Origin of the sequence: Oceanobacillus sp. Castelsardo (assembly GCF_001659985.1) — a bacterium.
Taxonomy (GTDB): domain Bacteria; phylum Bacillota; class Bacilli; order Bacillales; family Amphibacillaceae; genus Oceanobacillus.
On the sequence record NZ_LYCS01000001.1, the window covers coordinates 394,622 to 421,001 of the forward strand.

The following is a 26,380-nucleotide window of genomic DNA, read 5'->3' on the forward strand; positions in this document are numbered from 1 at the left end:
TGCTCTCTATTTCAAAAATACTTTCAAGCTTTTAGACTACAAGCATGTCCGTATCGTTATTCATCCGTTTCCACCTTATGGAACAACGCCTCCGGAATCATTTCAAAACCTTCAATCATCGTATTTTCTTCTAGTTCAATCATTAAGTATAACTTTCCGTTTAAATGGATTTGACGTACATGTCTTAATTCTTGTGGACTAATAGAAAGATCTGCTACTTTTGTCTTTACTTTGATAGATTTTGACGTATATTTCGGTACGACATTACTCGCTTTTATTTCGTAGCTATTATCATCAATCACCGTCTTAAATGCGGTTTCCACCTTTTCTGTGTCAATATTTTCTATTCCACTACTTTTTAATACTTTTTCCACATCTTTGTAGTCTAATTTAGGTTCTTCTTCCTCTTCATTTTCTTCTATGACCCGATTGATTTCGTCATACATGTTTGATAGTGTGGTTGTATCAATTTGAGGACCAGCAACTTTTTTCACAATTTCTTCAAATACTATTTTATCATCCTCTGCCGTCATCGTTTCCTCAGCATTTAATACCTCTTCAATGAAATGATAATCCAATTCATACGCTTTTCCGGCAGAATAAAGAACATGGTTAACATCCGCAGCATTATCTGTAAAACATGGGAATAAAAATCCTGATATCGGCTGTTTTAGATTGATGATTGGGTTCACGACAAAATTATATTTAAATTCCTTCTCTACATAATCAAACAGCAATTCTTTTTTAGGGTCTTGTGTTTTATTCATGCTACACAAAATGAAAGGATGAGAATAAACCGTATCTCGTTCACTTTCTTCAGACTCTTCACTTCGTCGTTTCATTGGTTTCATATATTCCCCACGAATGAAAGTAACGACAATATCCATTTCATATTGCTTATCTTTTAACATCTTTTCTACAAGAAGAAGCATTTGAGCAATCCATTCTTCCGTTTCATTACTTAATAAACCTTGATGTAAAATAAGTTGACTATTATCCTCTACTTCACGTTGAAACTTTAATTCAAATAATTTTTCATCCAACTGACCGGACAATACTTTTTTAAAATTACCCATAAATAATTCTTTTTGTTCTTCTTCTAACATTTCAAAGGGCATACTTTGATAATGATAGACCTCACTTGATTCTTTCATAATGTATACATTAAAGATCTCATGAATTTTTAACAAATCATTATTTAATTTAAATTGTTTACGAATATTTGCAACATCCTTCTTATTCAATCCCATTCCACTCCTTGAGCCAGAGGGACAGGTACACTGTCCCACCATAGTATCATAAGAAAAACACCCACAATGGTGATTTTACAACACGATTTGTAGATGTTTCCATTTTAAATCCCATATTAAATTGAGTATTATTTTGGACTATACTAGTATAACATTTCAATCATAAATATATAATAGATATCTATTTCGATTTTTTCACTAAAGTTCTTTCCACTTTTCAAATTGTGGAAAAAATAACGCCCGCAACCGTCACTAATTTGACGTCTACAGGCGTTTGGAATTATTTTACTAAATTATATGCGAAAATTAATAAGACATGCACCATTTTTACGATATTTTAATCAAGTTTTTATAAATGGGGCCATCTTCTATAATCCCTTCTTTAGCGTTTACTTCAATCTTTCTCTCCATCATTAATGCAATTAACCTCATACAAAAGTATATTATTTTCTTTTAAACAAACTCTAATTAGAAAATAGGAGGTATAACATTGAAGGCAGTAACGTATCAGGGAAAGTATAAGGTCGAAGTAAAAAAAGTGGCTGATCCTATTATAAAGGATCCTGAAGATATTATCGTTAAAATTACTTCCACCGCCATTTGTGGATCTGATTTACATTTATATCAAGGTAATTTTCCCCTTCCAATCAATTATATTATTGGTCATGAACCAATGGGAATCGTGGAAGAAGTTGGTCCAGAGGTTACTAGAGTGAAAAAAGGCGACCGTGTCGTTATTCCGTTTACCGTAGCATGTGGCGAATGTCCCTATTGTCATAATCATTTAGAAAGTCAATGTGATCATTCCAATCCTCACTATGATTCCGGTGGTTATTTTGGCTATTCGGAGAAATTTGGAAACTATCCTGGAGGACAAGCAGAATATCTTCGAGTCCCATTCGCCAACTATACCCCGTTTGTCATTCCTCAAGATTGTGAATTAGAAGATGAATCTTTGTTATTCCTATCAGATGTATTACCAACCGCTTACTGGAGTGTAGAACATGCTGGAGTAAAAGAAGGTGACACTGTAATTATCTTAGGTTGCGGGCCAATCGGATTAATGGCACAAAAATTCGCCTGGCAAAAAGGCGCAGAAAGAGTCATTGCGATTGATTATATCGATTACCGCATAGACCATGCTAAAAAGGTAAATAATTCGGAAGTATTTGACTTCACAAAGGATGAGGATATGGGTGAAACATTGAAAGAATTAACAAAAGGCGGAGCAGATGTTGTTATTGACTGTGTCGGAATGGATGGAAAAAAATCTCCACTCGAATTTGTAGGTCAAAAATTGAAGCTTCAAGGCGGAACGATAGGCCCGATTCAAATCGCCACAAAAGCTGTTAAAAAAGCTGGGACATTACAACTTACTGGTGTTTATGGTGGGTTATATAATATGTTTCCGCTCGGCCCATTTTTTACAAGAAATATCACTATAAAAATGGGACAAGCCCCTGCACGAACTTACATGCAAGAGCTCTATAATCAGATAATAGCTGAAAAATTTGACCCAACGGATATTATTACGCATAAACTTCCACTTGATCAAGCAGAAAAAGCTTATGATATCTTTCATGAGAAGAAAGATGATTGTATTAAAGTCATCCTTAAGCCATAACTTTTAACAGTTTATTCATATGACCGAAATCTAATTCTGCAAATTTTTCTTGTACTTTCGTTTCATCCATATTCCAAATTGCTTCATGAAGCGAACACTCAATTGGAACATCACACTTAATTTCAGCAAGTTTTCGCGATAAATGAAGCATTTCCAAATCGTTTTTTACTTTTGTTTGAATACCTTTAGATAATTGATCAATGTTCGTCAATAAATGTTCAATCGTTTCATATTCCTGGAGTAATTTCAATGCCGTCTTTTCCCCAATGCCTTTTACTCCAGGATAATTATCTGATGTATCCCCCATTAGACCTTTCATGTCGATTATTTGTCTCGGATGAATTCCTTTTTTATCATAAAAATTTTCAATTGAAAATACTTCATAATTCCCAAGGCCCTTTCTCATAATCGCAACATGAATTCCATCATCAACAAGCTGCAAAATATCTTGATCTCCTGTTAAGATGAACACATCATTTTCTTCATTTGCATAACTTCGTGCTAATGTTCCGATACAATCATCCGCTTCATAGTTTTTTAAACCGATATTCGGTATATCAAATGCTTCTACTACTTCTTTAACTAAATCAAATTGCGGAACTAATTCTACAGGTGGTTCACCACGATTTGCTTTATATCCAGGAAAGAGTTCCGTACGAAAAGTTTTACTTCCCATATCCCAACAACATACAACATGTGACGGTTCAAATTGATCTACCGCATCAAGTAAATAGCGTAAAAACTGATAGATTCCATTAGTAGGCACACCTTTACTATTTAACATAAAATTCCCTCTAAATGAAGTGGCAAAAAAGCCACGAAATAATAAAGCCATTCCATCTACTAATAAAACCTGATTTTTTTTCAATTAGGACACTTCCTCTATACCATGATTTCGTAATTCTGTTTCCATGATTTTTTGCTTATCTTTAAGTTCAGAAATATTTACTTCTGTGTTCATCATAGCTTCATAGTTTTTCACTTGAAGATCACTTGTTAAAATTGCTTGTTGTTTCATTTTTTCAACTAAGTCTTCCCATTGCGGGATATATCCAGCAAACATCACTTGTTTATTTTCTTCAATATAATTTTTTGCTAGTGGTGAAAGTTGGTCAAAAATCGCTTCTTTCATTTGTTCTTTTTCATTTTTTTCAAAAAAAGCTTTCGTTCCTTTAAAAGAAGAGATTGCTTTATGAAACAGGTTCCAATCAATATCGGTAAACGCACCTTTATAATCGGGCGTTTTTAATTCTTCCTCTTGCCAATTTGGTAATTCAAATAATTGATCGATATGGATACATTGTTTCTTAATCGATTCATAAAAATCATTACCCTGCTGTTGAATATAAGCTTCTATTCTTAAGGAAACGGCTTGAAGTTCTTGGATTAATTCAAAGCCAACGTATTCGATTAGACTTTCCAGGTTGTTCCTTAGTTGACTGATTGCTTTTCGACCTGATTCCGTTACAGTAGTCGGATTAAAATGCTCCTTGAACATATCATGGAATCGAATCTGCAATCTTTCTAATACATAATAAAGTTGCTTATCCATTTTATCACGAATCTGATCATGAAGGGTAGATGTTTCGACATTTACCATTTGTTTCTTCAGTATTTGTTTTTTAGAATGAAGTTCTTCTTTCCTTTTCCGTTTGGAGTCTTCATCTAAATTCATTGAATCAATATAGTCACCTAATTTATGGTAAGTTCTTTGCATATCCCAAAGTGCTGATTCTACAGTTAGCGTCGTTAAATCATAATGAATAAATTGATAAAAGGATTCTTCAAAAGTAGACATTTGTTCGTTTATTTGATCTTTGTTTTGTTTTTCTTTTAGTGATTGTTTACTAGAAACCGGATATAGTCTTGGTAGTCTTACCCCTAGTTCCAGTAATTGCTCACCCACATATTGAACAACTAAAGAAAGCTCCTCATCGTCCCGTGCTAAGTCAGCTGCATTCACAATAAAGAACATCTTGTCTAGCTGGAATGCTTCTTTTACCCTTCCTAACTGCATCAGAAAATCTCGATCCGCACGTGATAATGCATGATTATAATACGTTACATAAAGAATTGCATCGGCATGCTTAATATATTCAAATGCAACATTCGTATGTCTTGCATTTACTGAGTCTGCACCTGGTGTATCTACCAGAGTAATCCCCTGCCTTGTTAAGGAACAATCATAATATAGGTTAATAGATTCGATATAACAGGCTTTTGTTTCATCGGTAACATAAGAACCGAATTCTTCTAATGTAATTGTTTGTCTTTTTCCAATACTTTCCTGTATATAAGAATATCCATTCACCAAAGCTAAAAGATAGGATTGATACATTTTATTTAATTTAGGGCTTTCATAAATCTTTTTATCTTTAACCCAATGTATAAAAGATTGTAAATCAGACTCTTTTGGGCTAAATTTCTTCGTTATCATTAATAAATCATTCATTAATGCCTCTTCATCTTTTAACATAACAACGACTGTTCCATGTTGGTAGTCGTCTGTCACTGGACAAATTCGGTTAACAGTAGCTGTAGTTGGATTAGGTGAAACGGGTAGTGCATTTTCACCAATTAAAGCATTAGCAAAGGATGATTTCCCCGCACTAAACGCACCAAATAGTGCAATCGTATAGGAACGGTTGGATAATCGCCTTTTTTTCTCGTTTAAATCCCTTTGTAATATATCAAATCCTGGGAGGTTAGAAATGGTTTGAATCACTTTTTCAATACTAGTTACAACATCTTTTGTCGCTAATTGTTGCTTATATCCTTTATTCTCTTTTGATAATTCAACTTTTTTGAATTTAGTTGTTTCAGCAGGTAATTGTTTTGGTACTTTAACCTTCTTTATTTTATCTGTCCGTTGATTCAATGCATTTTCTACCTGATTCCAAGCTGATTCATCTAGTATAGGATTTTCTAGTATTTCTTTCAACATGTGTAAATCTTCATTTAATTTAATTTCCATATGATCTTTAAAGTCTTTATAATCTCGCACATATTCAAGCTCGGATAATCGTTCTTTCAGTTTACTTTCTTTTTCATTATTTCTTTGTTCGATCGATTGCTTTATGTCACTTAGTAACTGACTTGCTATTTTCCTATATTTTGTTTTTATATCATTGGCAACTTCTTTTGTGTAATTAAGGACATAATCTCCATTTACCTTTGCACCCGTGTTGATTAATTGGATTAAATCTTTCTCTTCATAATCTAATTTCAATGATTGGATCTCTTGTTTAATAGATTCGTCCGCAATTTCATAATTCTTAATGAGCCCGGAAAATTTATCCCTTAATTTCCACTGTATCGAAGCTTCGATATTTTCTTGTAAAGGTTGTAGGAATTCCGCTAATCGTTTTTCTTTCTCCATAGATGTCTTTTTCTTTGATCCAAATAAACCAATTTTAAAATTACTTTGTTGTGACTCTAGGAAATCATTTGCTTTATCCCGTAAAACTGCTGGCATTAAATAAGCGTTATTTAATGTACTTTGTAAATCCTGATTATACTTACTCTCCAATTCTAGGACTTCTTTTTGAAGGGTATTCAACTGTAAATTCAACTCGTACATTTCTTCTAAACCATCGTCCAAATCAGCATCATTTAACTCACCATCTAATTGGTTATCATATGTATGATTTAAATATTTTTCATGATTTTCAATCACTTGAAATACGGAGTGTTGAATCGTTTGTGATTTTTGATTCATAATCTTTGCAAGAGTTTCCTGAACCTCTTTAAATTGATTATGTTTGACATCTTTATCCAATAAAGATGTATAAAATATTTGTTCAGGCAGCACATTCCATTGTTGGAAAGTTAGTTCTATACTTTGTTTAAATTGTTGAAAAGACAATTCTGTTTCATCATGTTTGTCAATTTGATTAACAATGACATAAAACGGAATCTGTTTTTTCTGGATAGATTGTAAAAATTGTAAATTCACTTCAGATTGGACATGATTATAATCCATCACATAAAACATGACGTCCACCAAATGTAAAGACGACTCTGTCATAATTCTATCTGCATCATCAGCCGCGTCTATTCCCGGTGTGTCCATCACAGAAAAGTTTTCGGGTAAAATAAGCTTTTTCGTGCTTATCTCTATTTTTTTTATCGTGTCTTTATCCTTCGAGTAATCTTTGATAAGATCCATATCATAAGGTTCCTCGAACTCTAATATATCCCCACTATGCAAATGTACGCGCGCATACCCACCACCAGAATTAATTTTGACTACGTTGGCACTTGTAGGTATTGGGCTTTTTGGTAAAATATCTTCCCCCATTAAAGCATTGATCATCGAAGACTTACCAGCAGAAAAATGCCCCGCGAAACTAACAACTAATTCGTTATGTTCAAGTTTCTCATATAAATCTAATATTTTTTCCGCATTTTCAAAATCCCCATTGTTATTAAACAATGGATACAATGCGGCAAGATGTTCTAACTTAATTTCAATCGATTTATCTCTAACTTTCAAACTATTCATGATTGCCTTCTCCCTTAATCTTAACTTACCAACTATTATACGGAAGATATTTAGTGAATACTAGCAAAAAAATTAGAATTATTATTCTATTATATATAACTTAGGTTTCAGTAACTTTCACATAAATTAGATATTGAAAACAAAATAAGGTCAACCAAAAATTGGCTACCCTTACCTTGTTCATTTCCATTAAACTGGATACACGCCATGTTTTCTTTCTGTAAATTGGACATTTTTGTCTTGATAAATGGAATACCTTTTAATTAACTCCTCCCTCAATGTGTCAGGTTGGATAATATCATCAATCACCATTTCCGATGCAAGTCGATAAATATCAATTTCTTCCCGATACTCTTCTTGCTTTTCCTTAATAAATGCCAAGCGTTCCTCTTCTGGAAGCTGTGCTATTTTATTTGCATATACCGCATTTACTGCCGCTTCCGGACCCATTACTGCAATTTGCGCATCAGGAAAGGCCAACACACAATCCGGTTCAAAAGCCGGACCTGCCATCGCATATAATCCTGCACCGTACGCTTTTCTGACGATAACGGAAATCTTAGGGACAGTTGCTTCACTCATTGCAGATAACATTTTTGCACCATGACGGATAATTCCTTGTCGTTCTACTTTTGTCCCTATCATAAATCCGGGAACATCAGTTAGGAATAAAAGCGGAATATTGAACGCATCACATAATTGAATAAATTTAGCTGCTTTATCAGCTGTATCGGTAAATAGAACTCCACCTTTTACTCGTGGCTGATTCGCTACCACACCAATTACTTGACCATTGATCCGTGACATTCCAGTTATTAATTCCGGGGCGAATAATTTTTTTATCTCACAAAAAGTTCCTTCGTCTATAATTCGATTGATTAAATCAAACATATTAAACGGTGCATTTTGATTTTTAGGGATTAGTTCCGATATAGGCTTCTCATATGTTTGGACTTCAAACGCCTGCATTCTATTTGGCTTACTTCTGAAATTAGCCGGAAAATAAGTAATATATTTACGTGCATAAGTAATGGCATCTTCTTCGGATGAAACTAATACATCCCCAACTCCAGACACACTTGCATGCATTCTTGCGCCACCCATTTCTTCTAACGTCACTTTTTCACCGATAACTTTTTCAGCCATACGCGGAGAGCCTAAATACATCGATGCATTTCCTTCTACCATAATAACGATGTCACAGAAAGCAGGGATATAGGCACCACCCGCTGCCGATGGTCCAAATAGCAAGCAAACTTGTGGAACACGTCCAGATAATTTGATTTGATTATGAAAAATTCGGCCTGCACCACGTCTACCAGGAAACATTTCGACTTGATCCGTTATTCTTGCTCCAGCCGAGTCTACTAAATAAAAAATCGGTATTTCTAGTTTCATAGCTGTCTCTTGAATTCGCAAAATCTTTTCTACCGTTCTCTTCCCCCATGAGCCTGCTTTAACAGTAGAATCGTTTGCCATTACACAAACCTTTTGACCATTTATTCGCCCTATCCCTGTTACTACACCATCAGCTGGGAAATTCTTATCAAGACCGTTCGCAAAAAATGCATCCTCTACATCTACACCATCATCCAATAAAATTTCCAGACGTTTTCGAACGAATAATTTCCCCTTATCTTCATTTGCTTGATGATATTTTTCCGGGCCTCCTTTTTCTATTCTTTCCTTCGTTCGGTTCAAGTCTTCGTTTCTAGACATACGTTCTAACCTCCCCCTTTATTGCCCTTTATAATTAGGTTTTCGTTTCTCACTGAATGCCTTTAATCCTTCTAATCTATCCATTGTAGGAATCGTTTCACGGTAAGCCAGATGCTCAATCGTAAGTCCGGTATTTAAATCTGTTTCCATCCCTTTATCCATTGCCAGTTTAGCTTGTTGTAAAGCGATAGGTCCGTTACTAGCAATCGTTTTTGCCAGTAACATAGCTGTAGTAATCAGTTCATATTTCTCTACAATTTGCTCTACTAAACCAATCGATAACGCTTCATCTGCTGTAATTGGTTTTGCAGTATAAATAAGCCGTTTTGCCTGTCCTAATCCTATTAATCTAGGTAACCTTTGTGTGCCACCAGCACCTGGAATAATAGCAAGCGATGTCTCGGTTAGACCTAGCTTTACATGGGAACTTGCAATCCGTAAATCACAGGCTAAAGCTAGTTCAAGACCACCACCATATGTCACTCCGTTTATTGCTGCAATGACCGGCATACGTAATTTCTCTATGTTAGATATTGTTTCACCAATATAACGAACCGCAGCAATAACTTGACTATCACTCATTCCCTTTCGTTCTTTTAAATCCGCACCTGCACAAAAAGCTTTCTCCCCTGCCCCAGTCAGAATGACACAATATATGTTTGGATTCTTATGAATTAAATCTATTTTTTCATTTAGTAAATCAAGAAAAGACGTTGACAATGCATTTGCTGCCTCTAGACGATTTAAGGTAATTATCGCAATATGTTCATCTTTTATCTCGAGTCGAATCATTGCCTATCCCCTTTTTCAGTTTTATACTACAATATTGACCAAGAACACGCTTTAGTTCTTTTTTCAATCGAAACTAAAGCGTCTATTTTCAATCTATAACAATTAAAACATCATCCTCGTTCACAAAGTCATCTTTAGAAACTCTTACCTCTTTGACCGTCCCTGTTACTTCAGAGGCTAATGGAATTTCCATTTTCATGGATTCCAAGATCACGACATCTTGACCTTCTTCAACCTTATCTCCAACCTCGACACAAACTTCCCAAACACTTCCCGCCATCATCGCTTTTAATTCGTGCACATCTATTCCTCCTCATTTTTATAATAGAATCCTTCTTAACTGTGGTCGCTGTATTACATTTTATTAATTTCACCTCATATTAAGAACAGGCTTAAAGAAGTATTATTTGGATTATCTTTTGTTTTCGTTTTTCAATACGTGTCTAAAATTATTGGTCCTAAAATGAGGGATTTCGGAAATTTTTCAAGTAGTTATTCTATTATGCAGATTTTTTGATCTAGTGGGGTATTTATTGTGGTAGTGGGTAACTTGTCATATATCCTGTGGTCCTAACAACCTAATTCTCTAGCAATAATTAATCTTTGAATCTCGGACGTACCTTCGCCTATTTCTAATAGTTTTGCATCCCGTAAATATCTTTCTACTTCATACTCTCTCATATAACCGTTTCCTCCAAGAATTTGAATTGCTTGATTTGCGGCTCGAAATGCAGTTTCTGTTGCAAACAGTTTTGCATAAGCTGCTTCTTTGCTGAAAGCTTTACCTTTATCTTTTAACCATGCTGCTTTATATACCATGTTTCTAGCAAGTTCAATTTCCATTGCCATATCCGCTAACTTAAACTGTATCGCTTGGAATTTAGCTATCGGTTTTCCAAATTGCTCCCTCTCTTTTGCATATTGTAGTGCCTTATTCAATGAAGCCTGGGCCACACCTAATCCAAGAGCTGCTATCGATATCCTTCCCCCATCTAATGTTGTGAGAAATTGGTTAAATCCTTTATTGGCTTTTCCTAATATGTTCTCTTTTGGTACTCTGACATTTTCTAATACAATTTGTGCGGTATCCGATCCACGGACACCCATCTTATCATAATCACTTGTAATCGATACACCATCTGTATTCGTTGGTACTATAAAAGCGGTTATTAAATTTCTCCCTTTTTCGTTTTTTCCCGTCACCGCTGTAACAATTAATAGTTCAGCATAACTAGCATTCGTAATAAAACACTTTTCCCCATTTATGACATATTCATTTCCATCTAAATATGCAGTAGTTTTTGTTCCTCCTGCATCGGAACCCGCATTTGGCTCTGTTAATCCAAAAGAAGCTAAATATTTCCCTTCCGCTAGTGGGGTTAAATATGTTTGTTTTTGTTCCTCTGTTCCAAAATAATAAAATGGACTTGCACCAAGTGATACAGCGGCAGCATAACTAAGCCCGGTGCTCCCGCAAGCGTTTCCAATTTCTTCTACGCAAATGGCGTAAGAAACCGTGTCTCCGCCTGACCCTCCATATTGTTCTGGAAAGGGAATCCCCATTAATCCTAGTTCACCCATTTTTTGAAAGATATCTAATGGAAACTTCGCCTCTTTATCAATCTCAATTGCCCTTGGACGGATAACTTGATTGGCAAATTCACGAACAACAGATTGGATCATCTTTTGCTCTTTCGTTAACTCAAAGTCCATAACCTTGCACCTCTTTACCTTTATTTGCAGTAAGGAAAGTATAAAATCTTTCCCGTCTGGGGCTCCGATTACTCGCCCCACCTTAAAGATTTGCATAAGTACAACTAAGTCATTCGCCAACCTAATAGCGAATGCCAAGTTTTCTAATAAAATAGATAATTAGGATGGCCATCCTAATTATCTACCTAAACCGTTATTAAGGATAATAATAAAAAAGTGTTACATTAAATCATATTACAGAATCAGTCATTTGATTCATTAAAAGGCGTTTGATATGAAGATTCTTTCCATACTTCTGTTACTTCGCCATGTGAATCACTATCGATAATAAAGGATCCATTACTATAACGATCACTCGTTGTTAACTCTAATGGATACACACGATGCAATTCTCCATCTTCTGTCATAAATTCCAGACTTTCATTTTCATGGACAATAAAGAAACCTTTTATACGATGAGGCTTATTCTTTAATTCTCTTAGCATAACTAAGCCACGTTTTGCACGGCTCGTTTTCTCAAATTCATTAAGCTTCATTCGTTTACATGCACCACGTTGAGTGATGACAACTAATGATGGTTCAGATAATTCGTCAAAGACTTGACCATTTACTACATATTCATCATTTTTTAATTGAATTGCTTTTACTCCTGCTGCTCGTTGACCGACGATATTTATTTCCGATTCATGATACCATAATCCATAACCTTTATTAGAAGCAATAAAGACGTCACAATTGCCATTAGTTTCAAAAACACTCACAAGTTCATCCTCACCTTTTAAGTTTAAAGCAATGAGTGCTTTAGAATGTCTTTGGGCATTATAAAGTTTTAATTCACTACGCTTCACCATTCCGTTCTTCGTAAAGAAGACGAGATATGCTTGGTCTTTAAATTCACGAATTGGGATTGATTGGACGACATGTTCACCATTTTCTAATGTAGCTAAATTAGAAAGATGTTGACCCATATCCTTCCATCGGATATCTGGTAATTCATGAACTGGGATGGACAGATATCTACCTCTATTTGTAAAAATTAATATATGGTCTGTCGTATTTATTTCCAATAGTCCTATGATATGGTCTTGATCTTTCATAGCGAAATCCTCACCATTAGAAGCGGTATAGGATCTAAGGCTCGTACGTTTTATGTATCCATCTTTTGTCACAGATACAAGAACATCTTCACTTGCCACAACGACATCAATGTCTATTTTTATTTCTTCAATCTCATCTTCTATAACCGTTCTTCTTTCATCAGCAAAGGTTTTCTTAATATTTCTTAAATCTTGTTTAATCGTTTGAAATAGTTTCTTTTCGCTGTTTAAAATTTCTTCCAATTGATTAATTTCTTTTTTTAATTCATTAGCTTCTTTTTCTAACTGTGTAATATCGGTATTTGTTAAGCGATAAAGCTGTAACATAACGATTGCTTCAGCTTGCGCATCGGTAAAATCATATTTAGCAATAATTTGCCTTTTCGCATCTTGTTTATCTTTAGAAGCACGAATCGTTGCAATTAATTCATCAAGAATGGAAATAGCCTTGATTAAGCCTTCCACAATATGCGCTCTGTCTTTCGCTTTTTTCAGATCAAATGTTGTTTGTCTTGTCACTACATCTTTTTGGTGATTAATATACGCATCCAGGATTTGCGGAAGAGAAAGTAATTTTGGTGTCCGATCCTTGATGGCAACCATGTTAAAGTGGTAGGTTACTTGAAGATCGGTATTCTTGAATAGGTAATTCAAAACTCCTTCACTATTTACTTCTTTTTTTAGCTCCACCACGATTCTTAATCCTGTCCGATCGGTTTCATCTCGGACTTCTGCAATCCCTTCTACTTTTCGATCTATACGTAATTCATCCATTTTTTTCACTAGATTTGCTTTATTTACTTCAAAAGGAATTTCATCAATGACAATTTGTTCACGATTTCCTCGAATCGATTCAATCTTTGTTTTTCCGCGAACGACAATTTTCCCTTTTCCTGTTTCATATGCCTTTTTAATTCCTTCTACACCTTGAATAATTCCACCAGTTGGAAAATCAGGGCCTTTAATTGCGGTCATTAGTTGATCTACCGTTACAGTTGGTTTATCAATTTTCATAATGACTGCATCTATTACTTCTGCCAAATTATGCGGTGGAATATCTGTTGCATATCCAGCCGATATTCCTGTTGAACCATTCACAAGTAAGTTTGGAAATTTAGCTGGAAGCACAACAGGTTCTTGAGTGGATTCATCAAAGTTTGGAATAAAGTCTACCGTTTCTTTATCAATATCACGTAACAATTCAGAAGATATCGCAGAAAGTCTTGCTTCCGTATAACGCATCGCTGCCGGTGGATCTCCGTCTATACTTCCGTTATTCCCATGCATTTCAATAAGCATATTTCGATTTTTCCAATCTTGACTTAGACGAACCATCGCTTCGTATACGGATGAATCTCCATGTGGATGGTAATTACCGATAACTGTACCAACTGTTTTAGCCGATTTTCGGAATGCTTTGTCATGGGTATTTCTTTCTACATGCATTGCATACAAAATTCTTCGTTGTACAGGTTTTAATCCATCTCTAGCATCTGGCAGTGCTCTATCCTGAATAATGTACTTACTATATCTTCCAAAACGGTCACCAATTACTTCTTCTAACGGAAGATCTAGAAATTGTTCTATTTCTGCCAAAACAATCCCCCCTTAATTCCTTGAAATTTTATCATTTGCTAATATCGTATCGTCTTCTTCTAGACCGAATTGTACATGGGATTCAATCCATTTCCTTCTCGGTTCTACCTTATCTCCCATTAACGTTGTAACATGTCGTTCGGCACGGGCCAAATCATCAATCGATACACGAATTAATGTCCGGGTTTCTGGGGACATAGTCGTTTCCCATAGCTGATCTGCATTCATTTCACCTAAACCTTTGTATCGTTGAATGAGATAGCCATTTTTAAATTCCTGAACGGCTTTCTTCATTTCTTCTTCATTCCAGGCATAAGCTATTTTTTCATTTTTCCCTTTTCCTTTTGATATTTTAAAAAGTGGTGGCAATGCAATATATACTTTACCTGATTCAATTAATGGGCGCATATAACGATAGAAAAAAGTAAGCAAAAGAACTTGTATATGGGCACCATCTGTGTCTGCATCTGTCATAATGATTACTTTATCATACTGAACATCTTCTATATTAAAGTCCGCTCCAACTCCTGCACCGATTGTATGAATGATAGTTGAGATTTCTTCATTCTTGAATACATCTTGCAGTTTAGCCTTCTCTGTGTTAATAACTTTACCTCTTAGTGGAAGCACAGCTTGGAATTTTCGATCTCTTCCTTGTTTCGCAGAACCACCAGCGGAATCACCCTCCACTAAATATAGTTCATTTCTTTTTGGGTTTTTCGATTGTGCAGGAGTTAACTTTCCACTTAAAAGTGTTTCTTTACGTTTACGTTTTTTACCTGTACGAGCTTCTTCTCTAGCTTTCCTCGCCGCTTCCCTAGCTTCTTTAGCCTTAATTGCCTTTTTAATTAACATGGTAGCTGTATCCGCATTTTCTTCTAAGAAATAAGATAGATGTTCCGAAACAACCGCATCTACAACAGATCTAGCTTCTGTTGTTCCTAATTTCCCCTTTGTTTGACCTTCGAATTGTAACTTATCTTCAGGAACACGCACAGAAACTATAGCAGACATTCCTTCTCTAATATCAGATCCGTCTAAATTTTTTTCTTTTTCTTTTAATAAAGAAACTTTTCTAGCATAATCATTAAAGGTTCTTGTTATACCAGTTCTTGCGCCTGATTCATGTGTTCCACCGTCTCTTGTACGAACATGGTTTACGAAGGATAACATATTTTCTGTGTAGCCATCATTAAATTGAAAGGCGAATTCTACTTCAATCCCTTGTTCTTCCCCTTCAAAGGCAACAACTGGATGTAATGTATCCTTTTCCTCGTTTAAGTAGTCCACAAAGGATTCAATTCCATTTGGATAAAGAAACGTATCCGTTCTTCCTTCATTTCGTTCATCTTTCAGTTTAATAGTAAGGCCTTTTAATAAAAAGGCAGATTCTCGTAGACGTTCTGAAAGAATTTCATAATCATACGTTATAGTCGAAAAAATGGTTGGATCTGGTTTAAAGTGGATTGTGGTTCCTGTTTTCCTTGTGGCTCCCCTTTTTTCTAGTGTTCCGTCAGGTTTTCCGCCATTTTCAAAACGTTGGTAAAAGATTTGTCCATCTCGATAAATAGTTACTTCAAACCATTTGGATAATGCATTTACTACAGATGCACCTACACCATGCAAACCACCACTGGATTTATAACCACCCTGTCCGAATTTTCCACCGGCATGTAGGACGGTAAATATGACTTCTGGAGTACTTTTACCGGTTCGATGCATACCAGTGGGAATACCTCGTCCTTTATCAATTACTGAAATACTATTATCCTTATGTATGGTTACATTTATTTCATCACCGTACCCTGAAAGTGCCTCGTCAACGGCGTTATCAACAATTTCAAATACCAAGTGATGAAGACCTTTTGAGTCTGTACTTCCAATATACATTCCCGGTCTTTTTCTTACAGCATCTAGGCCTTCTAAAACTTGAATGGATTCATCTGTATATTGAGTAGATTGCTTAGTCAATAAATCTTCTCTCCCCTCAAAATCTGGAACATTCTTATATATATTAGAACAAATGTTTCTCATTGTAAATTAGCATTTAAATTTAAATAGTCATTTTATATTTTAATGGAATGTGATAATAAGTATACTATAAACTCAAGTTTCATGCATAATCCAGCCGTATTTATACATTTATATTAAGGCAGCAAAAAAGGATGACATGAATGAAGTCATCCTTTTTCCTTCTTTATTTGTTAACTAATACAGCATGAACGACTTTAATACACAAATCCATTATAACGGTAAAATCTCGTTCTTTTAAATAATCATACGCCTCTTGATTTACGATTCCTTGTTGAGCCCAAAATATACGTGCGTTTGTTTTGGCTGCTTCTTTTGCAACATCTGGTAAATGTTCAGGTCTTCTAAAAACATTAATAATATCGAATTCTTCAGGTATATCTGTTAAAGAAGCATAAGCTTTTTCTCCAAGAACTTCATCTATCGTTGGATTTACTGGAATAATTCGATATCCATTTTCTTGCATAACTTTAGAAACTTGGTATGAGGTACGTTCTGGGTTATTAGATAGGCCAACTACTGCAATTGTTTTCTTTGTTTCTAAAATTTCCTTTAGTTCCTCTTTCGATGGATTTTCCCACACCATTATAAATCCTCCTGTTTTTAAAAATATTTTAAAAAAATGCTTGTCTTCATAGTTATATTCATTTATCTTTATAGTTGTCACTTTTACTATATCATAGTTATCTATCATTTTTCATTTCATAACCATTGCTCTGATGGATTTAACCAGGATTACGTCATCAATCTAAAGTTTCTCTTTATTAATGTTTATTTCATGCTAAAATAAGATTAGCTTAAAATTTAGATTTCATACGGAAAGTAGGACTGATTCATGGAATATGTGTTATTTGGACTAATAGCTTACGTACTAGGATCGATTCCCTTCGCCCTCATAGTTGGGAAATTAGGCTTTCAAATAGACATTCGTGAACATGGTAGTGGAAATCTAGGTGCTACGAATGCATTTCGCGTACTAGGAAAGAAAGCGGGAATTATAGTTACTCTATCTGATATTTTAAAAGGCACCATAGCTGTTCTTATTCCTTTAATCTTTGATGTGGAAGTGTATCGATTGATTATTGGCCTTTTCGCAGTTATTGGTCATACATACCCACTCTTCGCTAAATTTAAAGGTGGAAAAGCTGTTGCAACCTCATCAGGGATTATTCTTGGCATCAATCCTTTACTTTTCATTATAATGATTGCAACATTTCTTATAACACTTTATATTTCTAAATATGTTTCTTTATCTTCCATGATTACCGGAGTGGTTACTATCCTAGTTTCCATTTTTTTCAAAGATATTGGTTTAATTATCGTTATATCTGCACTTACTATTTTCGTGTTTTATCGACATCGCGAGAATTTAAAGCGGATTAAAAATGGAACGGAACCTAAAATAAAGTGGATGTGATGTTGTATCATTAATGAGACTTTAAAAATTCAGGTGAAAAGTAATGAAATACATTTTTATGTTTTTAATTAGATTTTATCAAAAGGCCATTAGTCCCTTTACACCGTCAACTTGTAGATTTTATCCTACATGTTCGTCGTATAGCTTAGAAGCTTTTCAAAAGTTTGGTGTCATAAAAGGGTTATATTTAAGTATTAGAAGAATCAGTAAATGTCATCCCTTCCATCCGGGTGGAGTTGATTATGTCCCAGAAAAAGTTGAAAATCCTATAAAAAGCCGATATAAAAGGAAAAAATAGATTCCTTTTATATCGGCTTTTATTATTTTTATTCGTTTAGATTAAATCGTTTTAACTGATCCCACTGTTTTTCATTTATTAATACTTGCTTTTGATGTCCCCCAAATAAATCAAAATGTGGGAATCTTTCATCTCTATGTATCCATTTTGGATCTAGCCCATATTGCTTCCCCCATTTTATTAATTTTTCGACATCCATACAGCCAACCTTTGTCACGGTATAGCTATCAGGAAATCTTTCATCCATCCAGTAATGTGTTAAAATCCCTATATTTCCACTAGATACTGTCTTCTTCCAAGCTATCAGTTCATCTCTTTTTACACCAAATGCCATTTTTATTCTCCTTTATTACAAGCTTTCGGTTTAACTATATTTCAGGGAAGTTTAATGAAAACTCCTCTATATTAGATTCAGTTTTTCCACTATTTTATCATGAAACAAACATGGAAGTGAGTATATTTGCATATAAAAAGGCACCTTTAGCTGTTTTTAAAGGTACCTTCTACAAAAATTCAACTAGTGGTATTCATCTTTGATTTCTTCTCTAAATCCTTCTATCGCTTCTTCTCTTCGTTTGTTTTTAGCCATAATTTGTTGTTTATCTTCCCCACTTGAATTTTCAAGGGTTTCTTCAGACTTTTCGATATTTTGTATCGTATCCTCAATCATATTTTGCAATTTTTCTTTATTATCGCTGCGATCGTCTGGATTTGGTTGAAAATGTTGCTTCTCAGTCATAATTTTTACTCTCCTTTCATTAATCAATTATATTATCTCTAAATTGTTTTTTCTTATACTTTCTTAACGTAAAAAAAGCCCTTTTTAAGGGGCCTATCAAAAACTACTTTGCTTCTTTAAACTTGTCTTCTAACCTTTGTTCAATTTTATCTAGTAATTCTTTATCTTCTAATATTTGTCTTCGATTTTGCTGAACCAATTCTTCAAAATTCAGCTTCTTTTTTAAAGAAATGGCAATTCACTCCTTTATTCTTTTTACCCACTAAATAGAAGTATAGCCATTTCTCTTTAATTTTATAATAATCTTTAAAATTAATTTATTTATGTTCACTATATTTTACTGCCTTCTCCAGCATTAAAAAACACTCATACAACTTGTGTACGAGTGTTTTAATATCTTACTTACGCATGTGTATGCTCAACTTTATTACGTAATACCATTTGAAGAATTCCGCCGTGACGATAGTAATCAACTTCCACTTCACTATCAAAACGCGCAATTGCTTCAAAAGCAGTTACTTTTCCAGTTTCTACGTCTGTTGCTGTTACTTTCACTAGGTCATGTGGTTTAACTTTTTCATCGATTTCAACATTAATCGTTTCTTTACCGCTTAAGCCTAGTTTTTCAGCACTATCCCCTTTTTGGAATTGTAGTGGAAGAACTCCCATCATTACCAAGTTTGAACGGTGAATACGTTCGAAACTTTCTGCAATAACTACTTTAATTCCTAAAAGGTTTGTACCTTTAGCTGCCCAGTCACGAGATGACCCCATACCATAGTCCTTACCAGCTAAAACAGCAAGTCCAGTGCCATACTCTTGATATTTCATAGCCGCATCATAAATAGGCATAACTTCTTCTGTTGGCCAATAAGTTGTATAGCCACCTTCCGTTCCTGGAGCAATTTGGTTACGAATACGAATATTCGCAAATGTCCCACGCATCATAATTTCATGGTTACCACGACGAGAACCATAAGAGTTAAAGTTACGTGGTGAAACACCTTTTTCTTGTAGGTATTTACCCGCTGGCATATCCTTAGCAATAGCACCTGCTGGAGAGATATGGTCCGTTGTGACTGAATCACCAAATTTACCGATGACACGTAAATTATTTAAATCTTCTACTTTTCCAGCTTCTTTAGATAAACCTTCAAAGAATGGAGGATTTTGAATATAAGTGGAATCTTCATCCCATTCGAATAATGGTTCATCCGTTGTAGCAATTTCGTTCCATTTTTCGTTGGAATCGAAAACATTTTCGTATTCTTTACGGAAGATTTCTGGTGTTACTACTTTAGCAACTTCATCTTTAATTTCTTGCATAGTAGGCCAGATATCATTCATATAAACATCGTTTCCAGCAGCATCTTGGCCAATAGGATCTTTCGCTAGGTTAATATCTACAGTCCCAGCAAGTGCGTATGCAACTACAAGTGGTGGAGAAGCTAAATAGTTAGCTTTTACCAATGGATGAATACGCCCTTCAAAGTTTCGGTTACCTGATAATACGGAAGAAGCTAGTAAATCACTGTCTTGAATCGCTTTCTCAATATCTTCACGTAATGGGCCTGAGTTACCGATACAAGTTGTACATCCATAACCAACTAAGTTGAAACCTAATTGATCCAAATAAACCTGTAATCCAGCATCTGCTAGATAACGTGTAACAACTTTAGAACCTGGTGCTAGAGATGTTTTCACATATCCAGGAACTTTTAAGCCTTTTTCTACAGCTTTCTTCGCTACTAACCCAGCACCTAGCATTACATATGGGTTAGATGTATTCGTACAAGAAGTAATCGCAGCAATTGCGATAGATCCAGTTTTCATAACAGAGTTAGATCCATCCGGATTACTGATTGATACTTCTTTATCGAATTCTGATTTGTCCATACCGAACCCTTGGTTACCTTCAGGCGCAGTTACTGCTTTATTAAATTCTTTTTGCATCCCAGATAGAGGAATTAAGTCTTGTGGACGTTTTGGACCAGAAAGGTTTGGTTCCAACTCAGATAAATTGATTTCCACAATCTCAGTATATTCTGGATCAGCTTGATCTGCAGAATACCATAAGTTATTTTCTTTACAATATTTTTCTACCAGGTTAATTTGTTCTTCACTTCGGCCTGTTAAATGTAAATAATTTAATGTTTCGGAATCTACAGGGAAGAATCCACAAGTAGCACCATATTCTGGAGCCATGTTAGCTATCGTAGCACGATCCGCTAGTGGCATATCTTTCAGACCAGGACCAAAATACTCAACAAATTTACCTACTACATTTTTCTCACGTAAAACTTGTGTTACTTTGAGAGCTAAGTCAGTTGCTGTAGTTCCATTTGGAAAACTTCCAGTAAATTTAACCCCAATAACTTCTGGTGATGGGAAATAAGATGGTTGTCCAAGCATTCCTGCTTCCGCTTCAATACCACCAACACCCCATCCGAGTACTCCTAAACCATTAATCATAGTAGTATGGGAATCGGTACCTACAAGTGTATCTGGATATGCATCATATTCACCGTTTTCATTTTCAATTCCGTGAACAACGTTAGCAAGGTACTCTAAGTTTACTTGGTGAACAATACCAGTTGCAGGTGGAACAGCACGGTAATTATCAAATGCTTTTTGTGCCCAGTTTAAAAACTCATAACGCTCTGCATTACGCTCAAATTCTAAATCCATGTTTGCTTTTAGTGCATTAGCAGTTCCATATTGATCCACTTGTACGGAATGATCAATTACTAAATCTACTGGTACTTCCGGATTAATTTCTTCTGGTTTACCACCTAAATCAACCATTGCTTTTCTTAATGAAGCTAAGTCCACGACAGCCGGGACACCAGTAAAATCTTGAAGGATGACACGGGAAGGTTTAAAAGGTACATCTACACCTTCACCTTCTTTTGTTCCCCATTTAGTAAGCGCTTTTACATGTTCGTCTTTTATTTGGTGCCCATCATATTGACGAACAACTGATTCTAATAATACACGAACGGAAAACGGTAGACGTTTAATACTACCTAATCCAGCCTCCTCAAGAGCTTTTAAATCATAGTAGTTATACTTTTTACCATTCAATTCAAACTGTTTCTTCGAGTTAAAGTTGTCTTTCCCCATATTTCTGCCCCTTTCTACATAGCCGCGTTTCTAGTTGTTAATCTGACAATAAAACGCAAAATTCTCATAAACTATAAAAATATAAATATATTTACACTTCTATCTTATAGGATTAACGACAATTAGACAAATATTTATTGCATGTCAACCTATATAAAAAAATTATGTAAAGTGATAAGTTTTTCTTATCACTTTACATAATCTAATTCATTTTCTTTAATACAACTAGTAAAAAACACCCTAAAGCCAGTTCCTCTTAAGGGTGTATTTTTAATAAAAGCCTCTATATTTCTTTTGGAAAACTTAATTTAAAGGTACTACCTTTATCTTTATTTTTATAGATTTCCAGTAATCCATGGTGATCTTCCAATATATTTTTGCATATCATAATGCCTAGCCCAGTTCCATTTTTCTTCGTGGTAAAGAAAGGTTCCCCCAATTTATGTAAAATTTCTTCTGGGATCCCAGGACCTTCGTCTGAAATATGTACATTGACATAATCATTTGTCGTTTGAACACTAATCGTTATTTTACCGGGTTCTTCCATTGCTTCAATAGCATTCTTCACTATATTTAATAATACTTGTTTAATTTGCGACTTGTCACAGTAAATGGATTCTATGATAGGCTGTTCCACCAAGATTTGGATATTTTTAAGCTTAGCCTGTGTCTGTAATAAATTAATCGTATCAGTGACCATTTCATATAAAGATTCCAATCGTTTTAAATCAGTTAAAGGCTTAGATATGAATAGTAATTCAGAAGTGATTTTTTCCATTTTCTCTATTTCTTCTATCATAATTTTATAATATTCTTCCTTACGATCAATCCCTGCTTGTAATAACTGCAAAAATCCCTTGATAGATGTTAAAGGGTTTCGTATTTCATGGGCAACCCCGGCAGCTAATTGACCTGCTATTGACATTTTTTCCGATCGAATTAGTAATTTCTCCGCTTCCTTTTGTTCCGTAATATCATTTAACAGAGAAACATAATAGATTTTTTGATCTTCAACAATCTTACAAAGACTACATTCTGTCAGCATTTTTCCGCCATTTTTGTCGGACAAACTAATAATGAATGCCTGACTCCTATTTTCGATTCCTTCATAGTTATCGGATATGTAACGTTTCTCTTCACGCGTTAAAAGCTGATACCAATACTTACCTAAAATATCTTTTGTGTTATATTCTAATATTTTTTCAATGGAACTAGAAACAAAAATAATTTTTCCGCTTTCATCATAAACAACTACAATCTGACTTTGGTTATTTTCAATCCAATCAAATATAGATAAGGGTAGCATAGAGTATTTCGCATTAAGCACTTGTTTATCTATCTTAGAATTACAATTTGGCAGTGAGGAACTTGTATCTAGCTTGTTCGTTATCACATTTTCCAAACCCATTACACCCTCCCCTTCTTCATTAATTTTAGCAGGTAGAAAAGTATAAAAATCTTTCCAATCTTGGGATACGATAAATCTCCACCGTAAAGATTTGCTTAGGCACAACTAAGGCAAGCCCTTTAAAAGTTTGGCGAATACCAGGTTTTTATATCTCTATTTCATATATATGAAAAAATCTATCGAATATGATACTTGTTTGTCTTATTTATGAATATTATAATTAAATGTGTAAACACATATGTAATTTCGTTATTATTATGTAATGATACTATATTTCCTTTAAAAGTAAAATAAGTATTTAAAATTTATACACTTTCTTAATGAAAAAAATATTCAAGAAAAGGTGAAAATATGGGATTTTTATTAGTTGGTTGGGGTGTTCTACTTATTACTCTTCTTGCTATAGGTGGATTTTTTATGTTCCGCAAATTTTTGAAACAAATACCAAAAGCAGATGGAAAATCGATGATGGATTGGGAATTACATTATCTCAATCAAACAAAACATATGTGGAATGAAGAAGAGAAAGATTTATTAAATGAGTTAGTCTCTCCTGTTCCTGAACTGTTTCGTGATGTAGCAAAACAGAGTATCGCAAGTAAAATTGGAGAAGTTGCATTAAAAAAAGGGAAAGATATTATTGATCAAGAAATTTTAGTAGAAGGATATATCCTAGCAACTCCAAAGCGTGACCACAAATTCTTAAGAAAAAAACTAAATGAAAAACAAATAGATGTTAACCCATACGAATATCTATTTCATTTGTCAAAAGAAAACTACGCTGACAATTGGGAAGAAAAGTATAAAAAGAAAGAAGCGACTAACAAATAAGTTAGTCGCTTTTAAACTATACTTCTTCTAATTTTCAAAAATTGGAAAAGCATCACAATTCTCCAAGTTACAATCATCCCTAGTGCTAACAAGAAGAACATTCCTGTTGTTTCCCCAAATGAAATATAACTTCCTATTATTAGTTTAACAACTAATCTTACAATGAGTAATCCAAACAAAATAAATGGGAAAGCTTTGGATGGCATTAAATACACCTCAGTATCTTTCACTTCAAACTTGGAAGTTTTTATTAAAAATATCGAACAAATAATTCCTAAACTTAAAGCTTCCAATACTTGCAGCCATTCCACACGAAATTCTGGAATGATAAACATCCAAGCCCCTGTACTCATCATAATTGGGGGCAAAATAATTTTTTTAATAGAAGCTGGCTTTTTTGCAGCTTTTAATCGAATAAAAATCATAAATACGGCCATTCCGGCAAAAACAATAGTGCTAGAAATCAACCAAAACACAAAACATCACTCTCTCGAAGCTCTCATATACAAGCTTTCTTAGTAATAAGTAGGTACATTTCAAACTTTTTGATCATTTGCAATGGTTAGTATAGTAGTCATTACAGATCCAACTACTGTAAAATAAACCCCTAAATCAAAAAGCATTGCTGTTGCTAATTCTACTTCCCCAAAAATCGGAAAATAAAAGTATCCAAATGTATGTGTTAAAAATGGTACATTAAAAAGAAATGATCCGGCTCCAGTAGCAAGTGCAGTAGCTAATCCAATAGGAATTAGAATTCTGAAATTAATTGGAAGCATTTTATCTACTGACTCAATACCATATGCCATATAAAGTAACAATACAGCTCCCGACGTCATTAATCCACCAACAAATCCACCGCCTGGTGAGTTATGACCAGCAAAAAACAGATAAATGGCAAACCCTAATAACAAAAACGCAATTAAAGTCGTCGTTGTACGTAATATTAAATTATTTTGTTGCATCTTACACCTCTTCTAAAACGTATTCAAAATTAATAGAACCATTTAGTGGAGTATAGTTACATCTAATACAGATGTGATAAATTATACCACGTGTTATTAACCTTTAAAACCCCGAAAAGCCAAAGAATCCGGCTAAAAATGCTGTAAATTTCGTCATCCAGTCAAAAAATAGCGCAATACCAATAACTATCATAACATAACCACCAATTTTAATTAATCGTTGACTATGCTTTTTAATCCAATTAAGTTTCCCAATAAAATAAGATAAAAACAGAAATGGAATAGAAAAACCTAATATGTAAGCTACCATCATAATTAATCCAATATTAGGATTTGTTGCAGCAAGTGAAAGGACAATTGCTAATATCGGACCAGTACAAGGTGTCCAACCTAATGAAAACGCCATCCCTATAATGAATGATCCAAAAAATCCAGTCGGACGATTTTTAAAAGTTATTTTTTTATCTTGCATTAAAAATTTAAAATTTAAAACTCCTACAATTACTAACCCGAAAAAGATGATTAAAATAGCACCTATTTGTCTAATGATATTCTGATACGTTAAAAGAAAATCAGAAATAAAGCTTGAGGTAAAACCAATCATAATAAAAATACTGGAAAAACCAAGTAAGAAAAAGACTGTATGAATAAATGCCTTCTTGTTTAATTTTTTATTTTCATCATTAATTTCACTTACACTCATTCCGGTAATATACGATAAAAACACAGGAAATAAGGGTAAGACACATGGTGAAATAAACGAAAGGAACCCTGCGCCAAAAGCAAGGAAAACATTAATTTCTGACATGGAAAAATCCTCCTTTATATTATTTTATCAAATTGTCCCTATACCTGGGCAGACAATTATGACAAAACAAGGAAATATACATTCGAATGGCATTCACTAACGATATATACATATTAAAAACCACCCTTTCTAGTTAGCTAAAAAGAAAGAGTGGTTTTCTTAGAAATTAACCAAATAAATCTAAAAGTGTTAAGATCGTTGACACCTAAAAACATCATCAAATCTAAAAATTATTAATTAATTCTTATCCATTTGATTGTTCATTGCACGCATCATTTGATTAATTTTCTTCTGTGATGGCTTTTGACCCATCTGCATCATTAAGGTACGAAGCATTTGCTCATTAATCGGAGGATTCTTTTTCAAGTAATCCATCATATATTTCCTTGCAAGGAAAAAACCAAGAGCAACACCAGCTATTAACGCTGCTATAGCAATTAGTACGACCCATATAGTAGCCATGAT

Annotated in this window: 23 protein-coding genes; 4 read left to right on the plus strand and 19 right to left on the minus strand. The window is 34.4% G+C overall.

The annotated features are described in order from the left end of the window. Positions 1–56 precede the first annotated feature (56 nt). Complete coding sequence (locus A9178_RS01965; RefSeq protein ID WP_068672671.1) at positions 57–1,244, minus strand: DUF4317 domain-containing protein; 1,188 nt, start codon at positions 1,242–1,244, stop codon at positions 57–59. A gap of 496 nt (positions 1,245–1,740) precedes the next feature. On the opposite strand from A9178_RS01965, the gene A9178_RS01970 reads away from it, so the two are divergent. Continuing rightward, complete coding sequence (locus tag A9178_RS01970) at positions 1,741–2,874, plus strand: zinc-dependent alcohol dehydrogenase (protein WP_068672236.1); 1,134 nt, start codon at positions 1,741–1,743, stop codon at positions 2,872–2,874. On the opposite strand, the gene A9178_RS01975 is transcribed toward A9178_RS01970, so the two are convergent. The 9 genes from A9178_RS01975 to A9178_RS02015 all read right to left on the minus strand — a co-directional run bounded on the left by A9178_RS01975 (position 2,864) and on the right by A9178_RS02015 (position 16,912). Beyond that, positions 2,864–3,742 (minus strand): 5'-3' exonuclease, encoded by an 879-nt coding sequence (locus A9178_RS01975; protein ID WP_068672237.1) that lies wholly within the window; start codon positions 3,740–3,742, stop codon positions 2,864–2,866. The genes A9178_RS01970 and A9178_RS01975 overlap by 11 nt on opposite strands. Beyond that, complete coding sequence (locus tag A9178_RS01980; protein ID WP_068672238.1) at positions 3,743–7,378, minus strand: dynamin family protein; 3,636 nt, start codon at positions 7,376–7,378, stop codon at positions 3,743–3,745. It lies immediately after the preceding gene. A gap of 189 nt (positions 7,379–7,567) precedes the next feature. After that, positions 7,568–9,097, minus strand: coding sequence for an acyl-CoA carboxylase subunit beta (locus tag A9178_RS01985; protein WP_068672239.1), 1,530 nt, complete (start codon positions 9,095–9,097; stop codon positions 7,568–7,570). A gap of 18 nt (positions 9,098–9,115) precedes the next feature. Then, entirely contained in the window at positions 9,116–9,889 is a 774-nt protein-coding gene (locus tag A9178_RS01990) for an enoyl-CoA hydratase (protein WP_068672240.1), read from the minus strand. A gap of 88 nt (positions 9,890–9,977) precedes the next feature. Beyond that, positions 9,978–10,190, minus strand: coding sequence for an acetyl-CoA carboxylase biotin carboxyl carrier protein subunit (locus A9178_RS01995; protein WP_068672241.1), 213 nt, complete (start codon positions 10,188–10,190; stop codon positions 9,978–9,980). A 269-nt stretch (positions 10,191–10,459) separates the two neighbouring features. Continuing rightward, on the minus strand, positions 10,460–11,602 hold the full coding sequence (locus A9178_RS02000) for an acyl-CoA dehydrogenase family protein (protein WP_068672242.1): 1,143 nt from the start codon (positions 11,600–11,602) through the stop codon (positions 10,460–10,462). Between the two features lie 242 nt (positions 11,603–11,844). Next, entirely contained in the window at positions 11,845–14,295 is a 2,451-nt protein-coding gene (gene parC / locus A9178_RS02005; RefSeq protein ID WP_068672243.1) for a DNA topoisomerase IV subunit A, read from the minus strand. Between the two features lie 12 nt (positions 14,296–14,307). After that, positions 14,308–16,266: a DNA topoisomerase IV subunit B gene (gene parE / locus A9178_RS02010; RefSeq protein WP_068672244.1), complete on the minus strand. Its 1,959-nt coding sequence runs from the start codon at positions 16,264–16,266 to the stop codon at positions 14,308–14,310. A 226-nt stretch (positions 16,267–16,492) separates the two neighbouring features. After that, a complete protein-coding gene (locus A9178_RS02015) occupies positions 16,493–16,912 on the minus strand; it encodes a CoA-binding protein (RefSeq protein ID WP_068672245.1) in 420 nt (139 codons plus the stop codon). Between the two features lie 249 nt (positions 16,913–17,161). On the opposite strand from A9178_RS02015, the gene plsY reads away from it, so the two are divergent. Further along, the gene (gene plsY / locus A9178_RS02020; protein ID WP_068672246.1) at positions 17,162–17,743 is read left to right on the plus strand and encodes a glycerol-3-phosphate 1-O-acyltransferase PlsY; all 582 of its coding nucleotides are present in this window, start codon (positions 17,162–17,164) and stop codon (positions 17,741–17,743) included. Positions 17,744–17,786: 43 nt separating this feature from the next. After that, complete coding sequence (gene yidD / locus A9178_RS02025) at positions 17,787–18,041, plus strand: membrane protein insertion efficiency factor YidD (protein WP_068672247.1); 255 nt, start codon at positions 17,787–17,789, stop codon at positions 18,039–18,041. A 28-nt stretch (positions 18,042–18,069) separates the two neighbouring features. Here the strand turns inward: yidD and A9178_RS02030 are convergent, their stop codons facing one another. The 5 genes from A9178_RS02030 to A9178_RS02045 all read right to left on the minus strand — a co-directional run bounded on the left by A9178_RS02030 (position 18,070) and on the right by A9178_RS02045 (position 23,311). Next, a complete protein-coding gene (locus tag A9178_RS02030; protein ID WP_068672248.1) occupies positions 18,070–18,375 on the minus strand; it encodes a hypothetical protein in 306 nt (101 codons plus the stop codon). Between the two features lie 183 nt (positions 18,376–18,558). Next, positions 18,559–18,780: a small acid-soluble spore protein Tlp gene (gene tlp, locus A9178_RS02035; protein ID WP_068672249.1), complete on the minus strand. Its 222-nt coding sequence runs from the start codon at positions 18,778–18,780 to the stop codon at positions 18,559–18,561. Between the two features lie 103 nt (positions 18,781–18,883). After that, complete coding sequence (locus A9178_RS18515) at positions 18,884–19,018, minus strand: FbpB family small basic protein (protein ID WP_369801942.1); 135 nt, start codon at positions 19,016–19,018, stop codon at positions 18,884–18,886. Between the two features lie 164 nt (positions 19,019–19,182). Then, complete coding sequence (gene acnA / locus A9178_RS02040; protein WP_068672250.1) at positions 19,183–21,903, minus strand: aconitate hydratase AcnA; 2,721 nt, start codon at positions 21,901–21,903, stop codon at positions 19,183–19,185. A 283-nt stretch (positions 21,904–22,186) separates the two neighbouring features. After that, on the minus strand, positions 22,187–23,311 hold the full coding sequence (locus A9178_RS02045; RefSeq protein WP_082918059.1) for an ATP-binding protein: 1,125 nt from the start codon (positions 23,309–23,311) through the stop codon (positions 22,187–22,189). 351 nt (positions 23,312–23,662) lie between these two features. Between A9178_RS02045 and A9178_RS02050 the strand changes: the two genes are divergently transcribed. Continuing rightward, positions 23,663–24,142 (plus strand): DUF2621 family protein, encoded by a 480-nt coding sequence (locus tag A9178_RS02050; protein WP_068672251.1) that lies wholly within the window; start codon positions 23,663–23,665, stop codon positions 24,140–24,142. 11 nt (positions 24,143–24,153) lie between these two features. Here the strand turns inward: A9178_RS02050 and A9178_RS02055 are convergent, their stop codons facing one another. From A9178_RS02055 to A9178_RS02070, 4 genes are all read right to left on the minus strand, one after another. Next, positions 24,154–24,618 carry a CcdC family protein gene (locus A9178_RS02055; protein WP_068672252.1) on the minus strand — a complete coding sequence of 155 codons (465 nt, stop codon included), beginning with the start codon at positions 24,616–24,618 and terminating at the stop codon, positions 24,154–24,156. A 60-nt stretch (positions 24,619–24,678) separates the two neighbouring features. Continuing rightward, positions 24,679–25,107, minus strand: coding sequence for a Na(+)/H(+) antiporter subunit B (locus A9178_RS02060; protein WP_068672253.1), 429 nt, complete (start codon positions 25,105–25,107; stop codon positions 24,679–24,681). Between the two features lie 103 nt (positions 25,108–25,210). Beyond that, complete coding sequence (locus tag A9178_RS02065) at positions 25,211–25,915, minus strand: cytochrome c biogenesis CcdA family protein (protein WP_068672254.1); 705 nt, start codon at positions 25,913–25,915, stop codon at positions 25,211–25,213. A gap of 237 nt (positions 25,916–26,152) precedes the next feature. After that, the gene (locus A9178_RS02070; protein ID WP_047186125.1) at positions 26,153–26,377 is read right to left on the minus strand and encodes a YneF family protein; all 225 of its coding nucleotides are present in this window, start codon (positions 26,375–26,377) and stop codon (positions 26,153–26,155) included. Between the last annotated feature and the right edge of the window lie 3 nt (positions 26,378–26,380).

Coding starts and splice junctions, on each gene's coding strand:
- A9178_RS01980 (WP_068672238.1), bottom strand. CDS start 7,378: ATGAATAGTTTGAAAGTTAGAGATAAATCGATTGAAATTAAGTTAGAA.
- A9178_RS01985 (WP_068672239.1), bottom strand. CDS start 9,097: ATGTCTAGAAACGAAGACTTGAACCGAACGAAGGAAAGAATAGAAAAA.
- A9178_RS01990 (WP_068672240.1), bottom strand. CDS start 9,889: ATGATTCGACTCGAGATAAAAGATGAACATATTGCGATAATTACCTTA.
- A9178_RS02000 (WP_068672242.1), bottom strand. CDS start 11,602: ATGGACTTTGAGTTAACGAAAGAGCAAAAGATGATCCAATCTGTTGTT.
- A9178_RS02015 (WP_068672245.1), bottom strand. CDS start 16,912: ATGGTGTGGGAAAATCCATCGAAAGAGGAACTAAAGGAAATTTTAGAA.
- plsY (WP_068672246.1), top strand. CDS start 17,162: ATGGAATATGTGTTATTTGGACTAATAGCTTACGTACTAGGATCGATT.
- yidD (WP_068672247.1), top strand. CDS start 17,787: ATGAAATACATTTTTATGTTTTTAATTAGATTTTATCAAAAGGCCATT.
- A9178_RS02030 (WP_068672248.1), bottom strand. CDS start 18,375: ATGGCATTTGGTGTAAAAAGAGATGAACTGATAGCTTGGAAGAAGACA.
- tlp (WP_068672249.1), bottom strand. CDS start 18,780: ATGACTGAGAAGCAACATTTTCAACCAAATCCAGACGATCGCAGCGAT.
- acnA (WP_068672250.1), bottom strand. CDS start 21,903: ATGGGGAAAGACAACTTTAACTCGAAGAAACAGTTTGAATTGAATGGT.
- A9178_RS02045 (WP_082918059.1), bottom strand. CDS start 23,311: ATGGGTTTGGAAAATGTGATAACGAACAAGCTAGATACAAGTTCCTCA.
- A9178_RS02050 (WP_068672251.1), top strand. CDS start 23,663: ATGGGATTTTTATTAGTTGGTTGGGGTGTTCTACTTATTACTCTTCTT.
- A9178_RS02060 (WP_068672253.1), bottom strand. CDS start 25,107: ATGCAACAAAATAATTTAATATTACGTACAACGACGACTTTAATTGCG.
- A9178_RS02065 (WP_068672254.1), bottom strand. CDS start 25,915: ATGTCAGAAATTAATGTTTTCCTTGCTTTTGGCGCAGGGTTCCTTTCG.
- A9178_RS02070 (WP_047186125.1), bottom strand. CDS start 26,377: ATGGCTACTATATGGGTCGTACTAATTGCTATAGCAGCGTTAATAGCT.